The following is a 14,691-nucleotide window of genomic DNA, read 5'->3' as shown; positions in this document are numbered from 1 at the left end:
GCGCGCGCCGACGCACCTTTCCGAAGCAACCTCGTCCCTGCGACCCGAAGATCGGCGCGCGAATCCGACAATTCCGGGGGATCGCGAGCGGATCGCGATGAAACGCGGTTAATTTTCTCTTACCTTCGTCCGTAAACGTCGGAGGCTCGACTGTGCCGAACCAGCGCCCTCGCCCGAAGATCGCTGGACGCGCGCCCGTTCTCGCGGTTCTGCTCGCGGGACAGGCGGCCGTCTCGCACCCCGCCGGCGGCAGCGAGATCGACACGCTGCTGTTCGGCAGCCTCGACGCCGGCGGCGACACCTTCCTGACCGTCGGGGCGAAGGCCGGCCTCACCTCCCTCGCGCAGGACGGGTTCACCGCGCTGGCGAGCGTCGGTGGCGGGCGGCGCGCGGAGTCCGGTCCGGACGGCCCCCGCACGCGCTACACGGTCGCCGCCGCCGCCCTGGCCGGGTACCAGTGGGTCTTCGACTGGGGCGCGGTCGCGGCCTTTGCCGGGCCCGAGATCGCGCGGGAGATGCTGATCGCGGGGCCGCTCTTCGACGCCCTGCCGACGCGCTTCGGGCTCCGGCTCCACGGCGAGGTCTGGGCACGCCCGAGCGAGGCGACGCTGCTCCAGGCGAGCGCCGTCGCGGGGTCGTCCCGCGACAGCCTGTGGGCGCGCCTCGCCTGGGGCTACCGGCTCTGGGAGACCTATCTGGGGCCCGAGGCCGCCCTCTACACGGACGGGACCGGCTACGCGAAGTGGAGCCTCGGCCTGCACGGGACCGACTTCGCCCTCGGCCGGTACAGCTTCCGCGCGTCGGCGGGCCTCCAGTCCGAGAGCGGCCGGGGCCGCGCCTGCCCCTACCTGAGCCTGTCCGTCTGGTCGCCCCTCTGATCGGCGCTCGGCCGGGCTTCGAGGGCGTCGAGGAACGCGGCCGCGTCGCGGCGGATCTCGGCGCGGCGCCTGTCGCCCAGCCCGCGGAGTGTCCGGTACGGCATGGCCATCCGCTGATTGCCCGCCAGCCGGTCCTCGTTCTCGATGAGGAAGTTCCAGTAGAGATAGTTGAACGGGCACGCCTCCGGCCCGGCCTTGACCTTCACGTCGTACGGGCAGGACGCGCAGTAATCGGACATCCGGTCGATATAGGCGCCCGAGGCCGCGTAGGGCTTGGAGCCCATGACGCCGCCGTCGGCCCACAGCACCATGCCGTGGACGTTGGGCAGCTCGACCCACTCGTAGGCGTCCGCGAACACGATCAGGTACCATTCCTCAACCTGAGCCGGGTCGAGGCCGGCGATGAGGGCGAAGTTGCCGGTCACCATCAGGCGCTGGATGTGGTGGGCGTAGGCGTGGGCGCGCGTCTCGGCGACGACCTGCGCGACGCAGTTCAGCGCCGTCTCGCCGGACCAGTAGAACCACGGCAGGTCGCGGCCCGCGCCGAGGGCGTTGCTGTCGCGGTAGGCGGGCATCCGGGCCCAGTAGAGGCCGCGCACGTATTCCCGCCAGCCGAGGATCTGCCGGATGAAGCCCTCGACGCAGTGGAGCGGCGCCGCGCCGTCGCGGTAGGCGCGCTCGGCGGCCCAGCACACCTCCTCGGCGGTGAGCAGCCCGGCGTTGAGGGCGGGCGACAGGAGCGCGTGGTACAGGAACGGCGCGCCGGTCTTCATCGCGTCCTGATAGTCGCCGAAGGTCGGCAGGGCGTCGGCCAGGAAGTGCCGGAGCGCCGCGAGGGCGTCGGCCCGGGTCACCGGCCAGGAGAAGCCGGTGAGATCACCGAAATGGTCGCCGAACTCGGCCTCCACGAGGGCGATGACCGCGCGCGTGACGGAATCGGGCTGGAAGCCGATCCGGTCCGGCGGACGATGCCCCCTGGGCAGGCGCTTGCGGTTCTCGGGGTCGTAGTTCCAGCGGCCGCCCGCGGGCTCGCCGTCGTCCATCAGGAGGCCGGTCCGGCGCCGCATGCCCCGGTAGAAGGTCTCCATCCGCAGGTGATGCCGGCCCTCCGCCCAGCGGGCGAAATCCTCCCGCGGGCACAGGAAGCGGTTGTCGGCACGGATCTCGACCGGGATCGCCAGGGTCTCGCGCCAGTCCTGCATCATCTCCCAGACGCGCCACTCGCCCGGCTCGGTCACCACGACCCGCTCCGGCCGGTGGCGCGCCACGGCGCGCTCCAGCTCGCCGGTGAAGCTGCCGGTGTTGCCCGCGTCGGTGAGGCGCACGTACGCGACCGTGATCCCCTCCGCCTCCAGCTCGGCCGCGAAGTGGCGCATGGCGGCGAACAGGAAGGCGATCTTCTGCTTGTGGTGGCGGACATACGTCGCCTCGTCGCGGACCTCGACGATCAGGACGACGTCGCGCTCGGCGTCGAGGTCGACGAGGCTCGACACCCGGCGGGTCAGCTGATCGCCGAGGACGAAGCGCAGGGTTCCGGACGGCGCGGCGCGGCGTTTCCCAGCCATGCCTAGACCTTCCAGTCCGGAGCGGAGCGTTCGCCATCCGCGGCGCGGCCGAACCCTCCGGTCCCGCCGTCGAAGATCACCCGAACCACGCCGTTCCCCCTTGCCACCGCCGCCGGCCCAATCAAGGTAGGCCCGGGGACGCGGCCGGGCAGGCGGCGGACCCGCGCCCTCCACGTGCACAAGGTCGCAGGCGGCAAGCATGAAGTTCGCGTTCGCCGGCATCGACTTCCTCGGCGGGGTCTTCGAGGGTCTGCTGGACGCCGGCTGGACGCCGGTGAAACTGTTCACGCGCCCCTGCGACGGGGTCTACGACCACAACGAGGTCGTCGTGGCCCGCGCCCGGTCCCTCCGGCTGCCGATCCAGCTCTCGCGGATCCGCGAGCGGGACATCGAGGCGCTCCAGGCCGAGCACGGCCGCGACTGGGCACTCGTGGTCGCGGGCTATCCCTGGCTCATCAAGGGCTGGAAGGGCCGCGCCGCCTACGGCCTCAACTTCCACCCCTCCCCGCTCCCGACGGGCCGCGGCCCCTACCCGCTGTTCCGGGCCGTCCTCGACCGCTACGAGACCTGGGGCGTCACCGCGCACGTGCTCGCCGACGGGTTCGACACCGGCGATATCCTGGCGCAGGAGATCTTCGGCCTGAGCCCCCGCGAGAGCCACGAGACGCTGCTCGCCAAGTGCCAGATGGCGGCGCGCCGCCTCGCCGCGGGCCCCCTCGGCCGCGACCTGCCCAACCGCTGGCGGCGCTCCGAGCCGCAGGGGGACGGCTCCTACTGGCCGCGCGCGACCGACGCCGACCGGACACTCGACTTCCGGCAGGACGTCGAGACGGTCCTGCGCCGGGTGCGGGCCTTCGGCACGGTCGAGACGATCGCGCGGCTCGGCGATGCCCGGGTCTACGTGGCGGAGGCGCAGGGGTGGCAGGAGCGCCACGCGCACACGCCCGGAGCGGTGGTGCACCGCCACCGCCGCCACGTCGTGGTGGCGGCCCTCGACGGGTACGTCCAGCTGACCCGCTGGTCGCCGGTTCCCCTCGCGGAGGCCGGGCAGATCGGCCGCTGACCGGCCCGTCCGGGAACTCGAACGCCGACCCCGATGTTTCCGGCGGCCCGGGCACTCCGCCGGGGCCCCACGGGAGTCCGCCATGTCGACCCGCGCCAGCCTCGCCGCAGCCCTCGGATTCGCCGCGCTCTTCACCGGCTCCGCCCTCGCGCAGGCGGTAATCGTCACGCCCGACGAGTTCGGCCCCGACGACGACGTGGTGGTGCGCGATTACATCGTGCGCCGGCCGGTGGGTCCGGGCCCGATCGTCGGATCGATCCCGCTGCGGCCCGGCAGCATCGTGCCGCCCGACGTGCGGCTCGCGCCCTTCACGGAGGCCCCGAACCCGCGTCTGCGCCGCTTCGGCTACTTCGTGGCGCCGGGCGACAAGATCGTGGTCGTCGATCCCGACACCCGCGCGGTGGTGCGCATCCTGGACCGCTGACGGCCGGCGGCGGCGCTCACCAGTCGCTGAGCACCGCGCGCTTCCAGCGGTCGGGCGCGACGCAGCGGTACTCGTAGGCCTCGTCCCAAGCGTGGTCGCCGGGGGTGCAGGGCGCGCGGCTGCTCGAGGGCGGCCGCGGCAGGCTCTCGCGGAGGGAAGCGGCCTCGATCTGCCCGTTGTCGCTCACGCGCATGACCGGCCCGGCCGCCGTGCCGTAGACCAGATCGCGCCCGTCGAAGCCGAGGCTGCGGGAGAAGCCGCCCTCGCGGTTGCCGTCGAGCCCGATCGCCTGCCCGGCCGCGAGCAGCATCGGGACGCCGGTGAAGCGCGCGGCGGCGGCGTCGATGCCGATGCCGTAGGTCCCCTCCCCCTGGAACGAGATCGCCCGGTCGGTGATGGAGCCGGTGAGGTTGCCCATCAGGATCCCGTAGCCGGTATGGGCGCCCGGAACGCCGCCGGTGGAGATCTGCAGTCCGACCCGCTGGCGGTTGCGGTCGGTGGTCGGCGACTGCGCCGAGACGTCGATCTCGGCGCCGATGCAGGAGGCGACCGGATCGGCCTCGTCGGTCATGTCGACACAGTTGAAATTGCCGGCCCAGGAGGGCCCGACCGGCCCCAGCCCGTTGGGCTCCTTGAAGATCGTGCCGTTGACCGCGACGTTCTGCGCGCCGGTGCTCGCGAGGGCGCGGTTGTGCAACTCGCCCGTGATCGTCCACTCGTAGCCGGCATTGTGCGGGCCGGTGGATCCGAGCGCCCAGAGCGCCTTGTAGGTGTGGGTGGCCTCACCCGACCCCTCCGGCACGTGCCGGTCGACCCGCAGGGTCGAGACCGGATCGAAGCCTTGGGGCCGGTTCCAGAGGAAGACGTGGCCGCCATCGAGGCCCATCACCCCGGTCCCCTGCACGCTGCGGGAGAAATTCGGCGGCCACGGCTGCGGTGCGGACGCCGGATCCGTCGCCGGCGCGGCGCGCGGCGGCTGTCCGGGCGCCTCGGCGGCCGCGACCGTCGGAACGCCGATCGCGAAGCACGCCATCAGGGCGGTGCCGGGGCGGATGCGCATGATCGTCTCCGGATATCCTCTCGGCGCGGCCTCGCCCAGGATCGCACTGGCAGAACCCGCCCGCGGGACCAGATAGGTTACAGCATCGCATCGGCGACGCCGGCCACGGGCGCCCGCGGATGCGGCACCCGCCGCGCCATGGGAGCGAGCCGATGACCGCCCTGCGATTCCTGCGCAATTGGTTCCTGGTGTCGATCCCGCTCGGCCTCCTGATCGGCCGGTTCATCAAGGCCGGCGAAGGGCCGCCGAGACGAGACCGGCGGTGATTACCGGAGACCGGTCCGATAGACAGGGCGCGACTTGCTATTCTGACGCTCGGATGTCGATCATCAATAACATGTTAGCGAATCCGGCGCATTTTTACTGATATCGCGCCATACCGGCCGACCAGGGCAGGAACTTCGGCCGTGTCCCGCAACGCCAGCACCCCTGCCGCCGTCGCGGAACGCCGGGCGACCGAGCGGAGACCCACCGCCCTGCTGGCCTTCGCCCAGCAACGGGACGGCGCGCGCTATCCCTGCCAGGTCATGAACATCTCCGATCGCGGCGCGATGCTGGAGTTCCTGGGTTCGCAGGCGGTGCTGCTGGAGGACGTGTTCGACCTCGTGCTGGCGAGCGCCGAGATGCGCTACGCGGTCCAGCTCGTCTGGCGGAAGGAGCGGACGGTCGGCGTCCTGTTCTGCGGCGAGGCCGTGTGAGAGGTCGACCCTGCGGGCTCAGACCGCGAGCGTCGCCATCAGCGTGAGCCCGACGGCCGGCAGCGCCAGCGCCAGGACCGCGAGGGTGTCGAGGGGTGCGGGCCGGCTCGCCGCGAGCCAGCGACGCTCGGCGAACTTCTCGGCCGCGAACCCGGACAGGACCAGGCCGCAGCCGACGAACGTGACAAGCGCGGACATGGGTCGACCCTTCTTCGCAACGCCGCGCCGTGTGATGCGCCTGACGGGAGTACCCGCGGCGCGGCCATAAAGTTTCACCGCGGCGCGGATACGCCGGCGAAAGCGGCGGCGCGCCGGGAACGCCGCCGGCGCGTTCCCGCCTCTCCCGGGGACGAAGGGGTTGCAATCCCGCGCGGATCCGTCGAGGCGGAAGCCCAGCGTCATCGACGGGATTGTCGCGGGCGGCGGGAGGCCGGAAGCTTTGAAGACGAGCGGCAACGGCGTGGCCGTCGGACACGATGGCTGGCTGTACTGGGTCGGACGCGCCCGCGAGGTCGAAGCCTTCTACGGCGACACCGCGACCTCGCGGCGGATCCTGAAGCGCTGGACGCGGCTCATCGGGCGGCGCGCGCGGCGCCTCGACGACCTCGGGATCCGGCACGTGCACACCGTCGTCCCCGACAAGCTCGCGATCTATCCGGACCTGCTCGGCCGCCCCTTCCCGGGGCTCGACGATCCGCCCGTGGTTCGGCTCGCCCGGCTGGTCGCCGGGGACAGCGGGGCCCCGATGGTCGACCTGCAAGCACCGCTACTGGCGGCGCGAGTCGAGGAGCCCGTCTACCTGCGGACGGACACCCACTGGACCTACCGGGGCTACCTGACGGCGTACCGCGCGCTCTGCGAGGCCCTGGACGTGCCGGTGGCGGCGCACGTCTTCGCCGGAACCAGCGTGACCGAGCGCTTCACCTTCGATCTCGGTGAGAAGCTCGTCCCGCCGGTCGACGAGGCCTACGTCGCCTACGACTTCCCGCGCCACGCGGCACGGATCGACGCGAACGCCCTGGTAGCCGTGCGGGAATCCGGCCGGGCCGTGCGGCCGCGCGGACTGTTCGTCGGATCCCGCGTCGTTCTGAGGAACCCGGAGGCGCCGGATCCGCGCCGCGTGGTGCTGTTCGGCGATTCCTACATCTACAGCCCGGGCGCCCGGCTCACGGCGATGCTGGCCGAGACCTTCGCCGAGGTGCACGCGATCTGGTCGGCGAACATCGACTGGGCCTACGTCGAGGATGTCCGGCCCGACATCGTCGTCTTCGAGATCGCCGAGCGGTTCCTGCGGCAGGTTCCGAACGACCGGATCCGCATCGATCGCTTCGCGGCGTCGCGCGCGCGGCGGGCCGTCCGCCCGACGCTCCGGGAGCGGATCCGGCGCTGGCTGCGCTGAACCCGGCCGCTTCTAAAAGCGAGAGCCCCGCCGCGGTGGCGGCGGGGCTCTGCTCCCTCAGGTGCGCGGCGGCTCAGTAACCGCGGCCGTAATAGCCCGGGCCCCGGTCGAAGGCGCCCGCCGCGGCGGCGCCGGCGGCCGCGCCCGCGATACCGAGACCGATGGCGGCCCCGGTCGACAGGCCGCGGTGACGGCGGTAGCCGAAATCGCGCCGGTGGCCGTAGCCGCGATCGTAGCCGCGGCCGTAGCCGTAGCCGTGGTGGCCGCCGTAGCCGTAGCCATAACCCTGCGCCTGGGCGCCGGTGGCGCCGAGCGCGCCGAGGGACAGGGTGACGGCGGAGATGAGAGCGAGCTTGCGCATCGGTGACTCCTTCGCAGTTGCGTTGGGACCCCAACCCAAAGCGCAACCAGGGGTTCCGATTTTCATGTGGGCAGGGCGCCGACCGCGCCGGATGTCAAAAGTGAGGATCGAGGATGTGGTGAGCGCGCTGGGACTCGAACCCAGGACCTACAGATTAAAAGTCCAAAAATATTCGTTAGGTGACAACGGCTTATGGGTTCCGTGTTGCATTGACGTTGCTGGCGGTTTTCAGAGCAGGCCCTTTTCCACGCCCGCCATCATGGCCGCTTCGTCGTCTCGGGCCTCGAACAGATAGCCGTACTGGTCGAAGGTCTGGGCGATCGAGGCATGGCCCATCAGCGTCTGGATCCGCTTCGGCGAGAGCCCCTGTTCGATCCAGAGCGCCGCCGCGGCGTGACGCAAGGCGTGGAGCGAGAACTTCGCTTCGGGGATCTTGATCGCCCTCCCCTGCTCGTCCTGGCCATCCTTCAGCACCGTGACGCCGGCCTTCACCTGCAGCGGCCAGAAGCATCGGTGGAGGATGTTGGCGTGGCCCTGGACCGTTCCTTCGACCGTCGGGAAAACGAGGCCTAGCGGCCCGTTCGGGCATGCGAGCTTCCAGGCTTTCAGGGTGGTGAGCAGATTCGGCGGTAGCGGGATGTCCCGAGTCCCAGCCTTCGACTTCGGCGGCCCGAAGCTGTTGAAGCGGTCGACCCGCTGGCGGACGCTCAGCACGCCGCGCTTCAGATCCACATCGCCCCACGTCAGCCCGCGCAGCTCGGATCCCCGCAGGCCGGTGAAGATCGCCGTGAGTATGAGCGGCCGCCACTGGTCGGGCGTCGCCTTGATGATCGCCTTCAGCTCGTCCCGGCTGGGCATCTCCGGCCGCTTGTCCTCCCGGGACGAACGCCGCACCGGCTTTGCGCTCCGGACGTTGTTCGCGGTCACCAGCCCGCGCCGCTGTGCCTCCGTCACGATAGACGACAGGCTCACCATCACCCGGGAGACCAGCACCCGCGAGCGGCCGGCCGTAAGGAGCTGATCGGCGAACTCGTTGATCAGCGGCACCGTGAGCCGCGAGAGCTTCACCGCGCCGAGCCGTGGCCCGATGTGGTGGGTCAGGTGCCCGCGGTACTGCAGCAGCGTGGTCCGCTCGAGCCTGTCGCGTTCGCAACGCTTCAGCCAGAGCTCGGCGGCCTCTGCGACGGTGGGTGAAACCGAGTCGGGCGTGTGCACGCCGGTCGCGACCTGGTTGCGCGCCTGGACGAGGAAGGCGTCCGCCTCCTTCTTCGTTTCGAACTGGCGGAAGCGGCGCTTCCCTCCGCCATCGGAATACCCGGCCAGCCATCGGACCTTGCCCGATGGAAGCGTTCGCTTTCGGATCGACGCCATGTCGTTGTACCTCCTACAGAATGGCGATTGGTCGACCCATAAGGGACTCTGAAACCCGATCGCATGTACGAAACTACGACATGGCACCTTGACGTGTCCATCGCTCCATGTACTTAATATCGACATGAGGTAACCGGAATGGCCTTCTTCAACGACCTCGTGCGAGTAATCGCGTCGGTCGAAGGAATGGAGGAAATGACCGTTCGCGGCATCTGCCTCAGTGTTCGCGATGCAGGACATGTCAGCAAAGGAGGAAGAGGCCTTTCCGCGGCCAAGATGTCTATTCGCGATGCAGCGAACCTTCTTATTGGAGTGAACGCCAGCAGCGTAGCTCGGTCTGCCGGTTCCATTGTGCAGAGTTATAGGGACCTGCAGCTCACTGACCGTGTACACCTTCGTGACGATGAAAGCGGACGGATCTTCAAAGCGCCGGCTCTACGTGAAGATCTCGGATCTTATCTCGAGTTCCTGATCGATACTTTTGGCAATCCGGACTCGATCAGTGACCGGATTCTGTCCAACGAAGCGCAGGGCGAGCTCCATCAGCTGAGCGTGGAGATCGCGTTCAGCAAGCCGGAGCCATACGCAGAAGCAACGTATCGACTTCGGGACACAAATAAAGATTACGCGACGTTTTGGTTCATGGGCACCGGCAACTTCTCATCTGCCGATAGACGCGACACGACAACCATCTCAGACAAAACTCTGAGAGCAGTTGCCGAAGTACTTTTCAGCTAAAGGACACAATCCATGATTGGCTCGACTGCAACGCGCCCGTCCGGCGCGAACGATACCGGCTTGCCTCTCGCTCAGGACTTGTTGTCGGGCGCCGAGGCAATCGCCCTCTTCATGTTCGGAGAGGCGAGCGAGGCTAACAAGCGCAAGGTCTACCACGCCGCGCAGAAGCTCGGCCTGCCCACGTTCCGGATGGGCGCGACACTCTGCGCCCGGCGCTCGACGATCCTCGCGTGGATCGAGCGGCAGGAGAGCGCAGCATGACGGGCGCAATCGTCGCCCCGACCGGCGTCCAGGTCTTCGCGGCTGTGTGCCGTGAGGATCCGGCGGAGAGTCACGTGAAGCTGGTGGCCGATCTGCCGGTGGGACCCGCCAGCCTCAACCTCTCTCTCGATCGTGAGACGGCGCTGCTCCTCGCGCAGGATCTCTGCGGAGCTGTGGCTCAACTGCAGAAGGCCGAGCGCGGCCGGGAGGACTCATGATCGAAGATAGTGAAGCCTCCCGAAGCGTGCTTCAGCAACTCGAGGCGCTGGAGGCGGATCCAGACAGCTCACGGATGGTGCGATCTGCGCTGGATATCGTGAGGTCAGGCGGCACGCCGATCACCTTCGATGCGGTGCTCGCCTACATGGGCCAGCATCAGGAGCTGTCGGGCGCCTCGATGTTCGCGGCTCTGATAGTCCGCGAGAACAACCGCCAGCACGTCGCCGCTGTGCTCTCCGCCGTCCCGATCGACACCGCTCACTGAGATCACCCGCCCGCTTGGGCGTGTGCTGCGCGCCGGCCGCGAAGGGTGTCCGTTGAGTGGACGCCCATGCCGGAAATACAACGGCCGAGGCAGCGGCTGGAACCCGCTCCTCGGCCTCATCACCAACCCTGCGAGGGCATTCGATGACGTGCCGTACCTATAGCACCAGAACTGAAGAAAGTGTGAACGTGGTCGACGTTCACGACGGCCGGCGATGCGTCGGCCATCTGTACCGCCGCCGCGGCGCCTGGGCGGCGTTCCGGATCACCGGCGAGCGCGTGGGCGTGTTCGTCACCTTGCGCGAGGCCTCCGCATCGCTGGGAGGCCGCGCATGAAGACGCCGGGCAGCATCGAGCAAGAGCGGATTCAAGAGGCTCGTCTCAAGCACTGGTACGAGCGGATGATGGAGCTCGAGGGACCGATGGATGAGGTCCAGCGGCTCGCCGATATGGCGATGCAGTGGTGGGACATGCACATCGAGAAGCATGACGGGACGCCGTTGGGGCGCCCTGGCGTGCACTTCAGTGAGCGCGAGATTGAGCTCGTCTCTTTCGCATTCGGCGAGGTTTGGAGACGGCTGAAGGTCATCAACGCCCTCCTCGACCGGCCCTTCACCGGGGACGCCGCCTAATGGGTCGCCTCAAGCTGTTCCTGCTGATCCTGATCGGGATCCCGCTGCACTACGCCTACCGGACCCGGCTCGGCCGGCCGATCGTCGGCCACCTGATGCGAGCGCTCCGCCGCTTCGCCTGACCCTCGCCGCGCGGTGGTGATCCTGCCGCGCGGCTTCTGTCTGTCTCGGATTGGCGCCGTGGCCTCTCAGACCTTCACAAGCTGGAAGCTCGACCTGCTCAACGCGGCCGGCATGGATCCCGCGCTGAAACCCGTCAGCGTGCGCTTCCTACTCCGGTTGGTAGAGGCGCTGGACGAGGACACCTGGGACCGAGCTGCGAGCGTCTGCACAGCTCGGATCGGCGACGACGTGATCGCCGAGGAAATGCCCGGGCTGAAAGATCGCCAAGTGATCCGTGATCACCGGAAGGCACTCGCCGCCGCAGGATGGCTCACCTTCATTCCGGGCAGCTCAAGGAAAGGGGAGGCCCGAAAGGCGACCGTCTATTTCCTTACGGACAAACCTGCGAATTCCCTTTTGGATCGACGGACCGAATTGCGCGAGGCTCGCAAAGAACGCCGCGCGGCCGAAGATCTGGAGCGGCGCGCAATGTCGGCACAGGGGGGTAAACGTCCCCTAGTTTCAGCCCCGACCGGAGGGCAAACGTCCTCTCGTGAAGGGGATCTTTACCCTCCCTTTCACCTTAGAGATTCACCTTCGGTCTCTCCTCCGGCGGTTCAGGATGTAGCTCTAGGCTTCGACCCCGAAACCGGCGAGATCCCCCTTTCCCCCGAGAGTGAGGGGGGTGGGACCCGGGTCGTCCCGACCTGCGATGAATGCGATCAGCCGGCCGTGATCCGGTGCGGTGTTTTCGAAGGCGCCTACTGCCGAAAGCACGGATGGCTTGCGAAGCGGCCGGAGCCGATTGAGGCGCATTCCGTCGAGCAGCCTCAGCCCGCCAAGCCAATTGATTACCGGGCCCTCAGCCGAGGCGAGTGAGCCCACGCAATATCGGAAAATCCGACAACGCCCACGGCGGGTCGTGATCGCCCCCATCAATGTCGCATGCCCACATCATTGACATCGTCTATCGATCCGATAGGTTCTGTCTATCGAACAGAATGGGAACGGCGGCCATGGCTCGGATGCCGGCGATCATCGAAGCATTGGCGCGGCTGGACGGCCGGCCCTTTCCGTCGATCGATACGTTCGGCCGCTTTCTGCGCTCGGGCGGATTTCTCTCGCATGGCGGTCGAGGCACAGCCGCGCCGCACGCCACGCCCGACGACGTTGCGAACCTCGTCATCGGCATCATGGCGACGGACAGCCCGACGGCGGCCCCACGTGTGGTCGACACGTTCCGCGCCCTGGTCCGCCTGCCGGAGCCCGAGCCGGAAGGTGTGACGCGAGCGCTCGGCCTGCTGATCCGCCTCCCCAGCTTCGGTGAATTCCTGGCCGGCGCTTTCGACTATGCGGGCACGCTACGGCGCGAGCTCGGCGACTCGGGCATCGAGCTTCAGATCAGCCGCACGGTGCCGGCTGCGGGTCTCCTGCTGCGCGATGCGTCGGGTCGGCGCCGGATGATCGCTCAGTGGGTGGTCGACGTGCGCCGGCATGGCGCGCGTGCCTCGGTGGCGGGGGCTGAGGCCGGAGAAGATCGGCGGCTGACGGCCGCGATCTCACAGCGGACGATCTTCGCCCTCGGTGACCTTCTCGCGCGCGATACCGTCGAGGTCGACCGATGAGCGCGCCGGTCCGCCTGGACCTGGAAGCCTGCCGGTCCATCGCCGCCGCCGAGATGCACGCCTACGCGGGCCGGACGATGATTGGGACCGTCCTGCGGTGCGGGCGCTCGTTCATGGCCTTCGATCTGGAGGAGCGACACCGGGCGACCACCGCGTGTGTGCGATCGGCCATGCGCGCCCTGTCGTCGGGAGCGAGCGCATGAACGCCGCCGAGACCTTCGATGCGGCACGCGAGGCTGTGCAGGTTCAGCACCGGCACGCCTCGATTGCGCAGCTCCTGGAAAAGAATCGCCGCCTGAAGCGGGACAATTTGCGCCTGACCCGCGCCTTCGAGGCCATGCGGGCTGATCGGAATGCGGAAACTCAGCGCGCTGATCGCGCAGAGCTCCAGGTCGATCGCGCTGAACGCCAGGCCCGCGACATGCGCCGCGAGCTCGATGCGATCCGGGAGCGGATGCGGGATGCCCGCCGCGAGGTAGGCGCAGCATGACGCCCGCCGCCACCCGCGCCCGTCTGGATCGATCGCTCGTCACCCGCGGCGAGGATATCACCCTGCGCCGTCGAATCGGCTCGGGCAGCACTTTCGTCTCGATCACCTGCCGTGCCCGCGTTCGGGGCTACGAGCCGCACGAACTGAGCGGCGGCATCGTCCAGGGCGACAGCAAGGTGATCATGTCGCCGAGCTCGATCCTGGCCAACACCAGCGTCTGGCCGGGCGCAGCAGGCGGCGACGTCTATCCGAAGCTCAACGACCAGATCATCGCCCGCGGCCGCCTGCGCAACGTCCAGGCCGCCGAGACCACGCTCGAGGATAGCCAGCCCGTCCGCATCGATCTGACGGTGCGCGGATGACCGGCCGTCCCTCAGCAGCACAGCGCGGCTACGATGCCCGGTGGCGGCGAGCCCGGGAAGCGCATCTCCGTGCTAACCCGACATGCACCGAGCCCGGCTGCCTGCGCCCGGCCTGCCATGTCCATCACGGCACACGGCATCGTGGAGACGGCGCCAAGTTCTGGGATCGCTCCACGTGGCGCGGCCTCTGTGCGGAGCACCACAACCGGGACGCTCAGCAGCGCGAGACCCGCGGCTACAGCAACCGGCTGGGCAGCGACGGCCTGCCGGTGGATCCGAACCATCCCTTCAACCGGGCGGAGGTGCGGTGATGCAGTACCTGCGATGGGAGGTGATCCCGCTCCTGCGCTCGTTTTCGCTCGGCACCGAGACGATCCTCGGTGTGCCGATCGCATCCGGCATCATCGCACGGGAGGACGCTGACACTCCGGAAAACCGGACGGCCAGCGATCCCATCACCATTCCCGCCGCGCCCGGCACCGGCCCGCTCGTGCTCCTGCGCCTGGAGGCCATGAGCCGGCAGGGATGGATCGTGACCGTCGGCGAGCAGGGGACCACGCCCAACGCTGGCACCGGAGCCCTGTACGACGCTGATGACGTGCCACGCATCGTCGTGCCCGCAGCGCAGCCGCTGAACGGCGGGCGCTCGATCGAGGTGCGTGCCGTGAAGCCCGGCTCCGTCTTCGTCGCTCGCATGTGGAGCTGAGCGATGATGGATCCTCAGCGCCATCCCGACGACCTGATGACCCTCTCCGATGCGAGAGAGGGGGGGCGGGTTGGAAGTCGACGCGCAGGGGAGCGTGGACCGCATGGGGACCCGCCCGCAGAATTAGTTTCCTCAGGAATTGCTGCGCGGCGCACCGATGACGACGTCGTCGCCAGATACGAAGGGGTCTTCGAAGATGTGAACTTTCCCGTCGTAGGTCATGAATTCCATCGGGAAGGCGCCGAGACCGAGTGCGGTAAAGGTCGAAACCTTAAGTTTTCCGGCCCTGGCGAGCTCATGATAAACGTCAGAGCCGACCTTAATGCCGAAACGAAGATCCGAGCGGCTTGCGATTTCGGCGTCCAGCTTGCCGATGATCTTAGCAATATCCATGGCTTTGCTCCGCAGGAGGAGGCGGCGCATACCGCACGTTCCGAGCGGCCGGTCAAGCGTTGCGGCACTGGAGCAGCCGA

24 protein-coding genes are annotated in these 14,691 nt (G+C 68.6%); 18 read left to right on the top strand and 6 right to left on the bottom strand.

Annotated elements, in window-relative coordinates; translation table 11 throughout:
- Window positions 1–152: 152 nt before the first annotated feature.
- The gene (bcsS, locus tag LXM90_RS07375) at window positions 153–878 is read left to right on the top strand and encodes a cellulose biosynthesis protein BcsS (protein ID WP_020092856.1); all 726 of its coding nucleotides are present in this window, start codon (window positions 153–155) and stop codon (window positions 876–878) included.
- Here the strand turns inward: bcsS and LXM90_RS07370 are convergent.
- A complete protein-coding gene (locus LXM90_RS07370) occupies window positions 845–2,443 on the bottom strand; it encodes a cryptochrome/photolyase family protein (protein ID WP_020092857.1) in 1,599 nt (532 codons plus the stop codon). The two genes, bcsS and LXM90_RS07370, sit on opposite strands and share 34 nt — an antisense overlap.
- A 199-nt stretch (window positions 2,444–2,642) precedes the next feature.
- On the opposite strand from LXM90_RS07370, the gene LXM90_RS07365 reads away from it, so the two are divergent.
- Window positions 2,643–3,506, top strand: a complete 864-nt coding sequence (locus tag LXM90_RS07365) for a formyltransferase family protein (RefSeq protein WP_020092858.1) — start codon at window positions 2,643–2,645, stop codon at window positions 3,504–3,506.
- Between the two features lie 82 nt (window positions 3,507–3,588).
- A complete protein-coding gene (locus LXM90_RS07360) occupies window positions 3,589–3,930 on the top strand; it encodes a hypothetical protein (protein WP_020092859.1) in 342 nt (113 codons plus the stop codon).
- A gap of 16 nt (window positions 3,931–3,946) precedes the next feature.
- Here LXM90_RS07360 and LXM90_RS07355 read toward each other — a convergent pair whose 3' ends face one another.
- Window positions 3,947–4,990, bottom strand: coding sequence for a hypothetical protein (locus tag LXM90_RS07355; RefSeq protein WP_234082246.1), 1,044 nt, complete (start codon window positions 4,988–4,990; stop codon window positions 3,947–3,949).
- Window positions 4,991–5,397: 407 nt separating this feature from the next.
- On the opposite strand from LXM90_RS07355, the gene LXM90_RS07350 reads away from it, so the two are divergent.
- Entirely contained in the window at window positions 5,398–5,688 is a 291-nt protein-coding gene (locus LXM90_RS07350) for a PilZ domain-containing protein (protein ID WP_020092862.1), read from the top strand.
- Window positions 5,689–5,706: 18 nt separating this feature from the next.
- On the opposite strand, the gene LXM90_RS07345 is transcribed toward LXM90_RS07350, so the two are convergent.
- The gene (locus LXM90_RS07345; protein WP_020092863.1) at window positions 5,707–5,886 is read right to left on the bottom strand and encodes a hypothetical protein; all 180 of its coding nucleotides are present in this window, start codon (window positions 5,884–5,886) and stop codon (window positions 5,707–5,709) included.
- A gap of 262 nt (window positions 5,887–6,148) precedes the next feature.
- On the opposite strand from LXM90_RS07345, the gene LXM90_RS07340 reads away from it, so the two are divergent.
- Complete coding sequence (locus tag LXM90_RS07340) at window positions 6,149–7,087, top strand: alginate O-acetyltransferase AlgX-related protein (protein ID WP_234082244.1); 939 nt, start codon at window positions 6,149–6,151, stop codon at window positions 7,085–7,087.
- Between the two features lie 73 nt (window positions 7,088–7,160).
- On the opposite strand, the gene LXM90_RS07335 is transcribed toward LXM90_RS07340, so the two are convergent.
- Together LXM90_RS07335 and LXM90_RS07330 are read right to left on the bottom strand one after the other, a co-directional pair.
- On the bottom strand, window positions 7,161–7,448 hold the full coding sequence (locus tag LXM90_RS07335; protein ID WP_012322505.1) for a hypothetical protein: 288 nt from the start codon (window positions 7,446–7,448) through the stop codon (window positions 7,161–7,163).
- A 228-nt stretch (window positions 7,449–7,676) separates the two neighbouring features.
- Window positions 7,677–8,819, bottom strand: a complete 1,143-nt coding sequence (locus tag LXM90_RS07330; RefSeq protein ID WP_234082242.1) for a tyrosine-type recombinase/integrase — start codon at window positions 8,817–8,819, stop codon at window positions 7,677–7,679.
- 138 nt (window positions 8,820–8,957) lie between these two features.
- Here LXM90_RS07330 and LXM90_RS07325 point away from each other — a divergent pair, with 138 nt between their 5' ends.
- The 13 genes from LXM90_RS07325 to LXM90_RS07270 all read left to right on the top strand — a co-directional run bounded on the left by LXM90_RS07325 (window position 8,958) and on the right by LXM90_RS07270 (window position 14,218).
- Window positions 8,958–9,557 (top strand): hypothetical protein, encoded by a 600-nt coding sequence (locus tag LXM90_RS07325; protein ID WP_234082239.1) that lies wholly within the window; start codon window positions 8,958–8,960, stop codon window positions 9,555–9,557.
- A 12-nt stretch (window positions 9,558–9,569) separates the two neighbouring features.
- Window positions 9,570–9,818: a DNA-binding protein gene (locus tag LXM90_RS07320; protein ID WP_234082236.1), complete on the top strand. Its 249-nt coding sequence runs from the start codon at window positions 9,570–9,572 to the stop codon at window positions 9,816–9,818.
- Complete coding sequence (locus tag LXM90_RS07315) at window positions 9,815–10,036, top strand: hypothetical protein (RefSeq protein ID WP_234082233.1); 222 nt, start codon at window positions 9,815–9,817, stop codon at window positions 10,034–10,036. Before LXM90_RS07320 ends, LXM90_RS07315 begins: the two co-directional genes overlap by 4 nt.
- A complete protein-coding gene (locus LXM90_RS07310; protein WP_234082230.1) occupies window positions 10,033–10,302 on the top strand; it encodes a hypothetical protein in 270 nt (89 codons plus the stop codon). The genes LXM90_RS07315 and LXM90_RS07310 overlap by 4 nt, the downstream gene beginning before the upstream one ends.
- A 188-nt stretch (window positions 10,303–10,490) precedes the next feature.
- Window positions 10,491–10,637 (top strand): hypothetical protein, encoded by a 147-nt coding sequence (locus tag LXM90_RS07305; RefSeq protein ID WP_234082226.1) that lies wholly within the window; start codon window positions 10,491–10,493, stop codon window positions 10,635–10,637.
- Window positions 10,634–10,933: a hypothetical protein gene (locus LXM90_RS07300; RefSeq protein WP_234082222.1), complete on the top strand. Its 300-nt coding sequence runs from the start codon at window positions 10,634–10,636 to the stop codon at window positions 10,931–10,933. Before LXM90_RS07305 ends, LXM90_RS07300 begins: the two co-directional genes overlap by 4 nt.
- Window positions 10,933–11,055 (top strand): hypothetical protein, encoded by a 123-nt coding sequence (locus LXM90_RS31880; RefSeq protein WP_267965785.1) that lies wholly within the window; start codon window positions 10,933–10,935, stop codon window positions 11,053–11,055. Before LXM90_RS07300 ends, LXM90_RS31880 begins: the two co-directional genes overlap by 1 nt.
- Before the next feature lie 58 nt (window positions 11,056–11,113).
- Window positions 11,114–11,914 carry a hypothetical protein gene (locus LXM90_RS07295; protein WP_234082220.1) on the top strand — a complete coding sequence of 267 codons (801 nt, stop codon included), beginning with the start codon at window positions 11,114–11,116 and terminating at the stop codon, window positions 11,912–11,914.
- A 146-nt stretch (window positions 11,915–12,060) separates the two neighbouring features.
- Entirely contained in the window at window positions 12,061–12,660 is a 600-nt protein-coding gene (locus LXM90_RS07290; protein WP_234082217.1) for a hypothetical protein, read from the top strand.
- Window positions 12,657–12,863: a hypothetical protein gene (locus LXM90_RS07285; RefSeq protein ID WP_234082215.1), complete on the top strand. Its 207-nt coding sequence runs from the start codon at window positions 12,657–12,659 to the stop codon at window positions 12,861–12,863. The genes LXM90_RS07290 and LXM90_RS07285 overlap by 4 nt, the downstream gene beginning before the upstream one ends.
- Complete coding sequence (locus LXM90_RS07280; protein ID WP_234082212.1) at window positions 12,860–13,150, top strand: hypothetical protein; 291 nt, start codon at window positions 12,860–12,862, stop codon at window positions 13,148–13,150. Before LXM90_RS07285 ends, LXM90_RS07280 begins: the two co-directional genes overlap by 4 nt.
- Window positions 13,147–13,512 carry a hypothetical protein gene (locus tag LXM90_RS07275; RefSeq protein ID WP_234082209.1) on the top strand — a complete coding sequence of 122 codons (366 nt, stop codon included), beginning with the start codon at window positions 13,147–13,149 and terminating at the stop codon, window positions 13,510–13,512. The genes LXM90_RS07280 and LXM90_RS07275 overlap by 4 nt, the downstream gene beginning before the upstream one ends.
- 310 nt (window positions 13,513–13,822) lie before the next feature.
- Complete coding sequence (locus tag LXM90_RS07270) at window positions 13,823–14,218, top strand: hypothetical protein (protein ID WP_234082205.1); 396 nt, start codon at window positions 13,823–13,825, stop codon at window positions 14,216–14,218.
- A gap of 132 nt (window positions 14,219–14,350) precedes the next feature.
- On the opposite strand, the gene LXM90_RS07265 is transcribed toward LXM90_RS07270, so the two are convergent.
- Entirely contained in the window at window positions 14,351–14,641 is a 291-nt protein-coding gene (locus LXM90_RS07265; RefSeq protein WP_234082202.1) for a hypothetical protein, read from the bottom strand.
- Between the last annotated feature and the right edge of the window lie 50 nt (window positions 14,642–14,691).

The organism is Methylobacterium oryzae (genome assembly GCF_021398735.1).
Classification (GTDB): domain Bacteria; phylum Pseudomonadota; class Alphaproteobacteria; order Rhizobiales; family Beijerinckiaceae; genus Methylobacterium.
The sequence above is the reverse complement of the archived record's forward strand: the minus strand, read 5'-3'. Positions and strand labels throughout refer to the sequence as shown.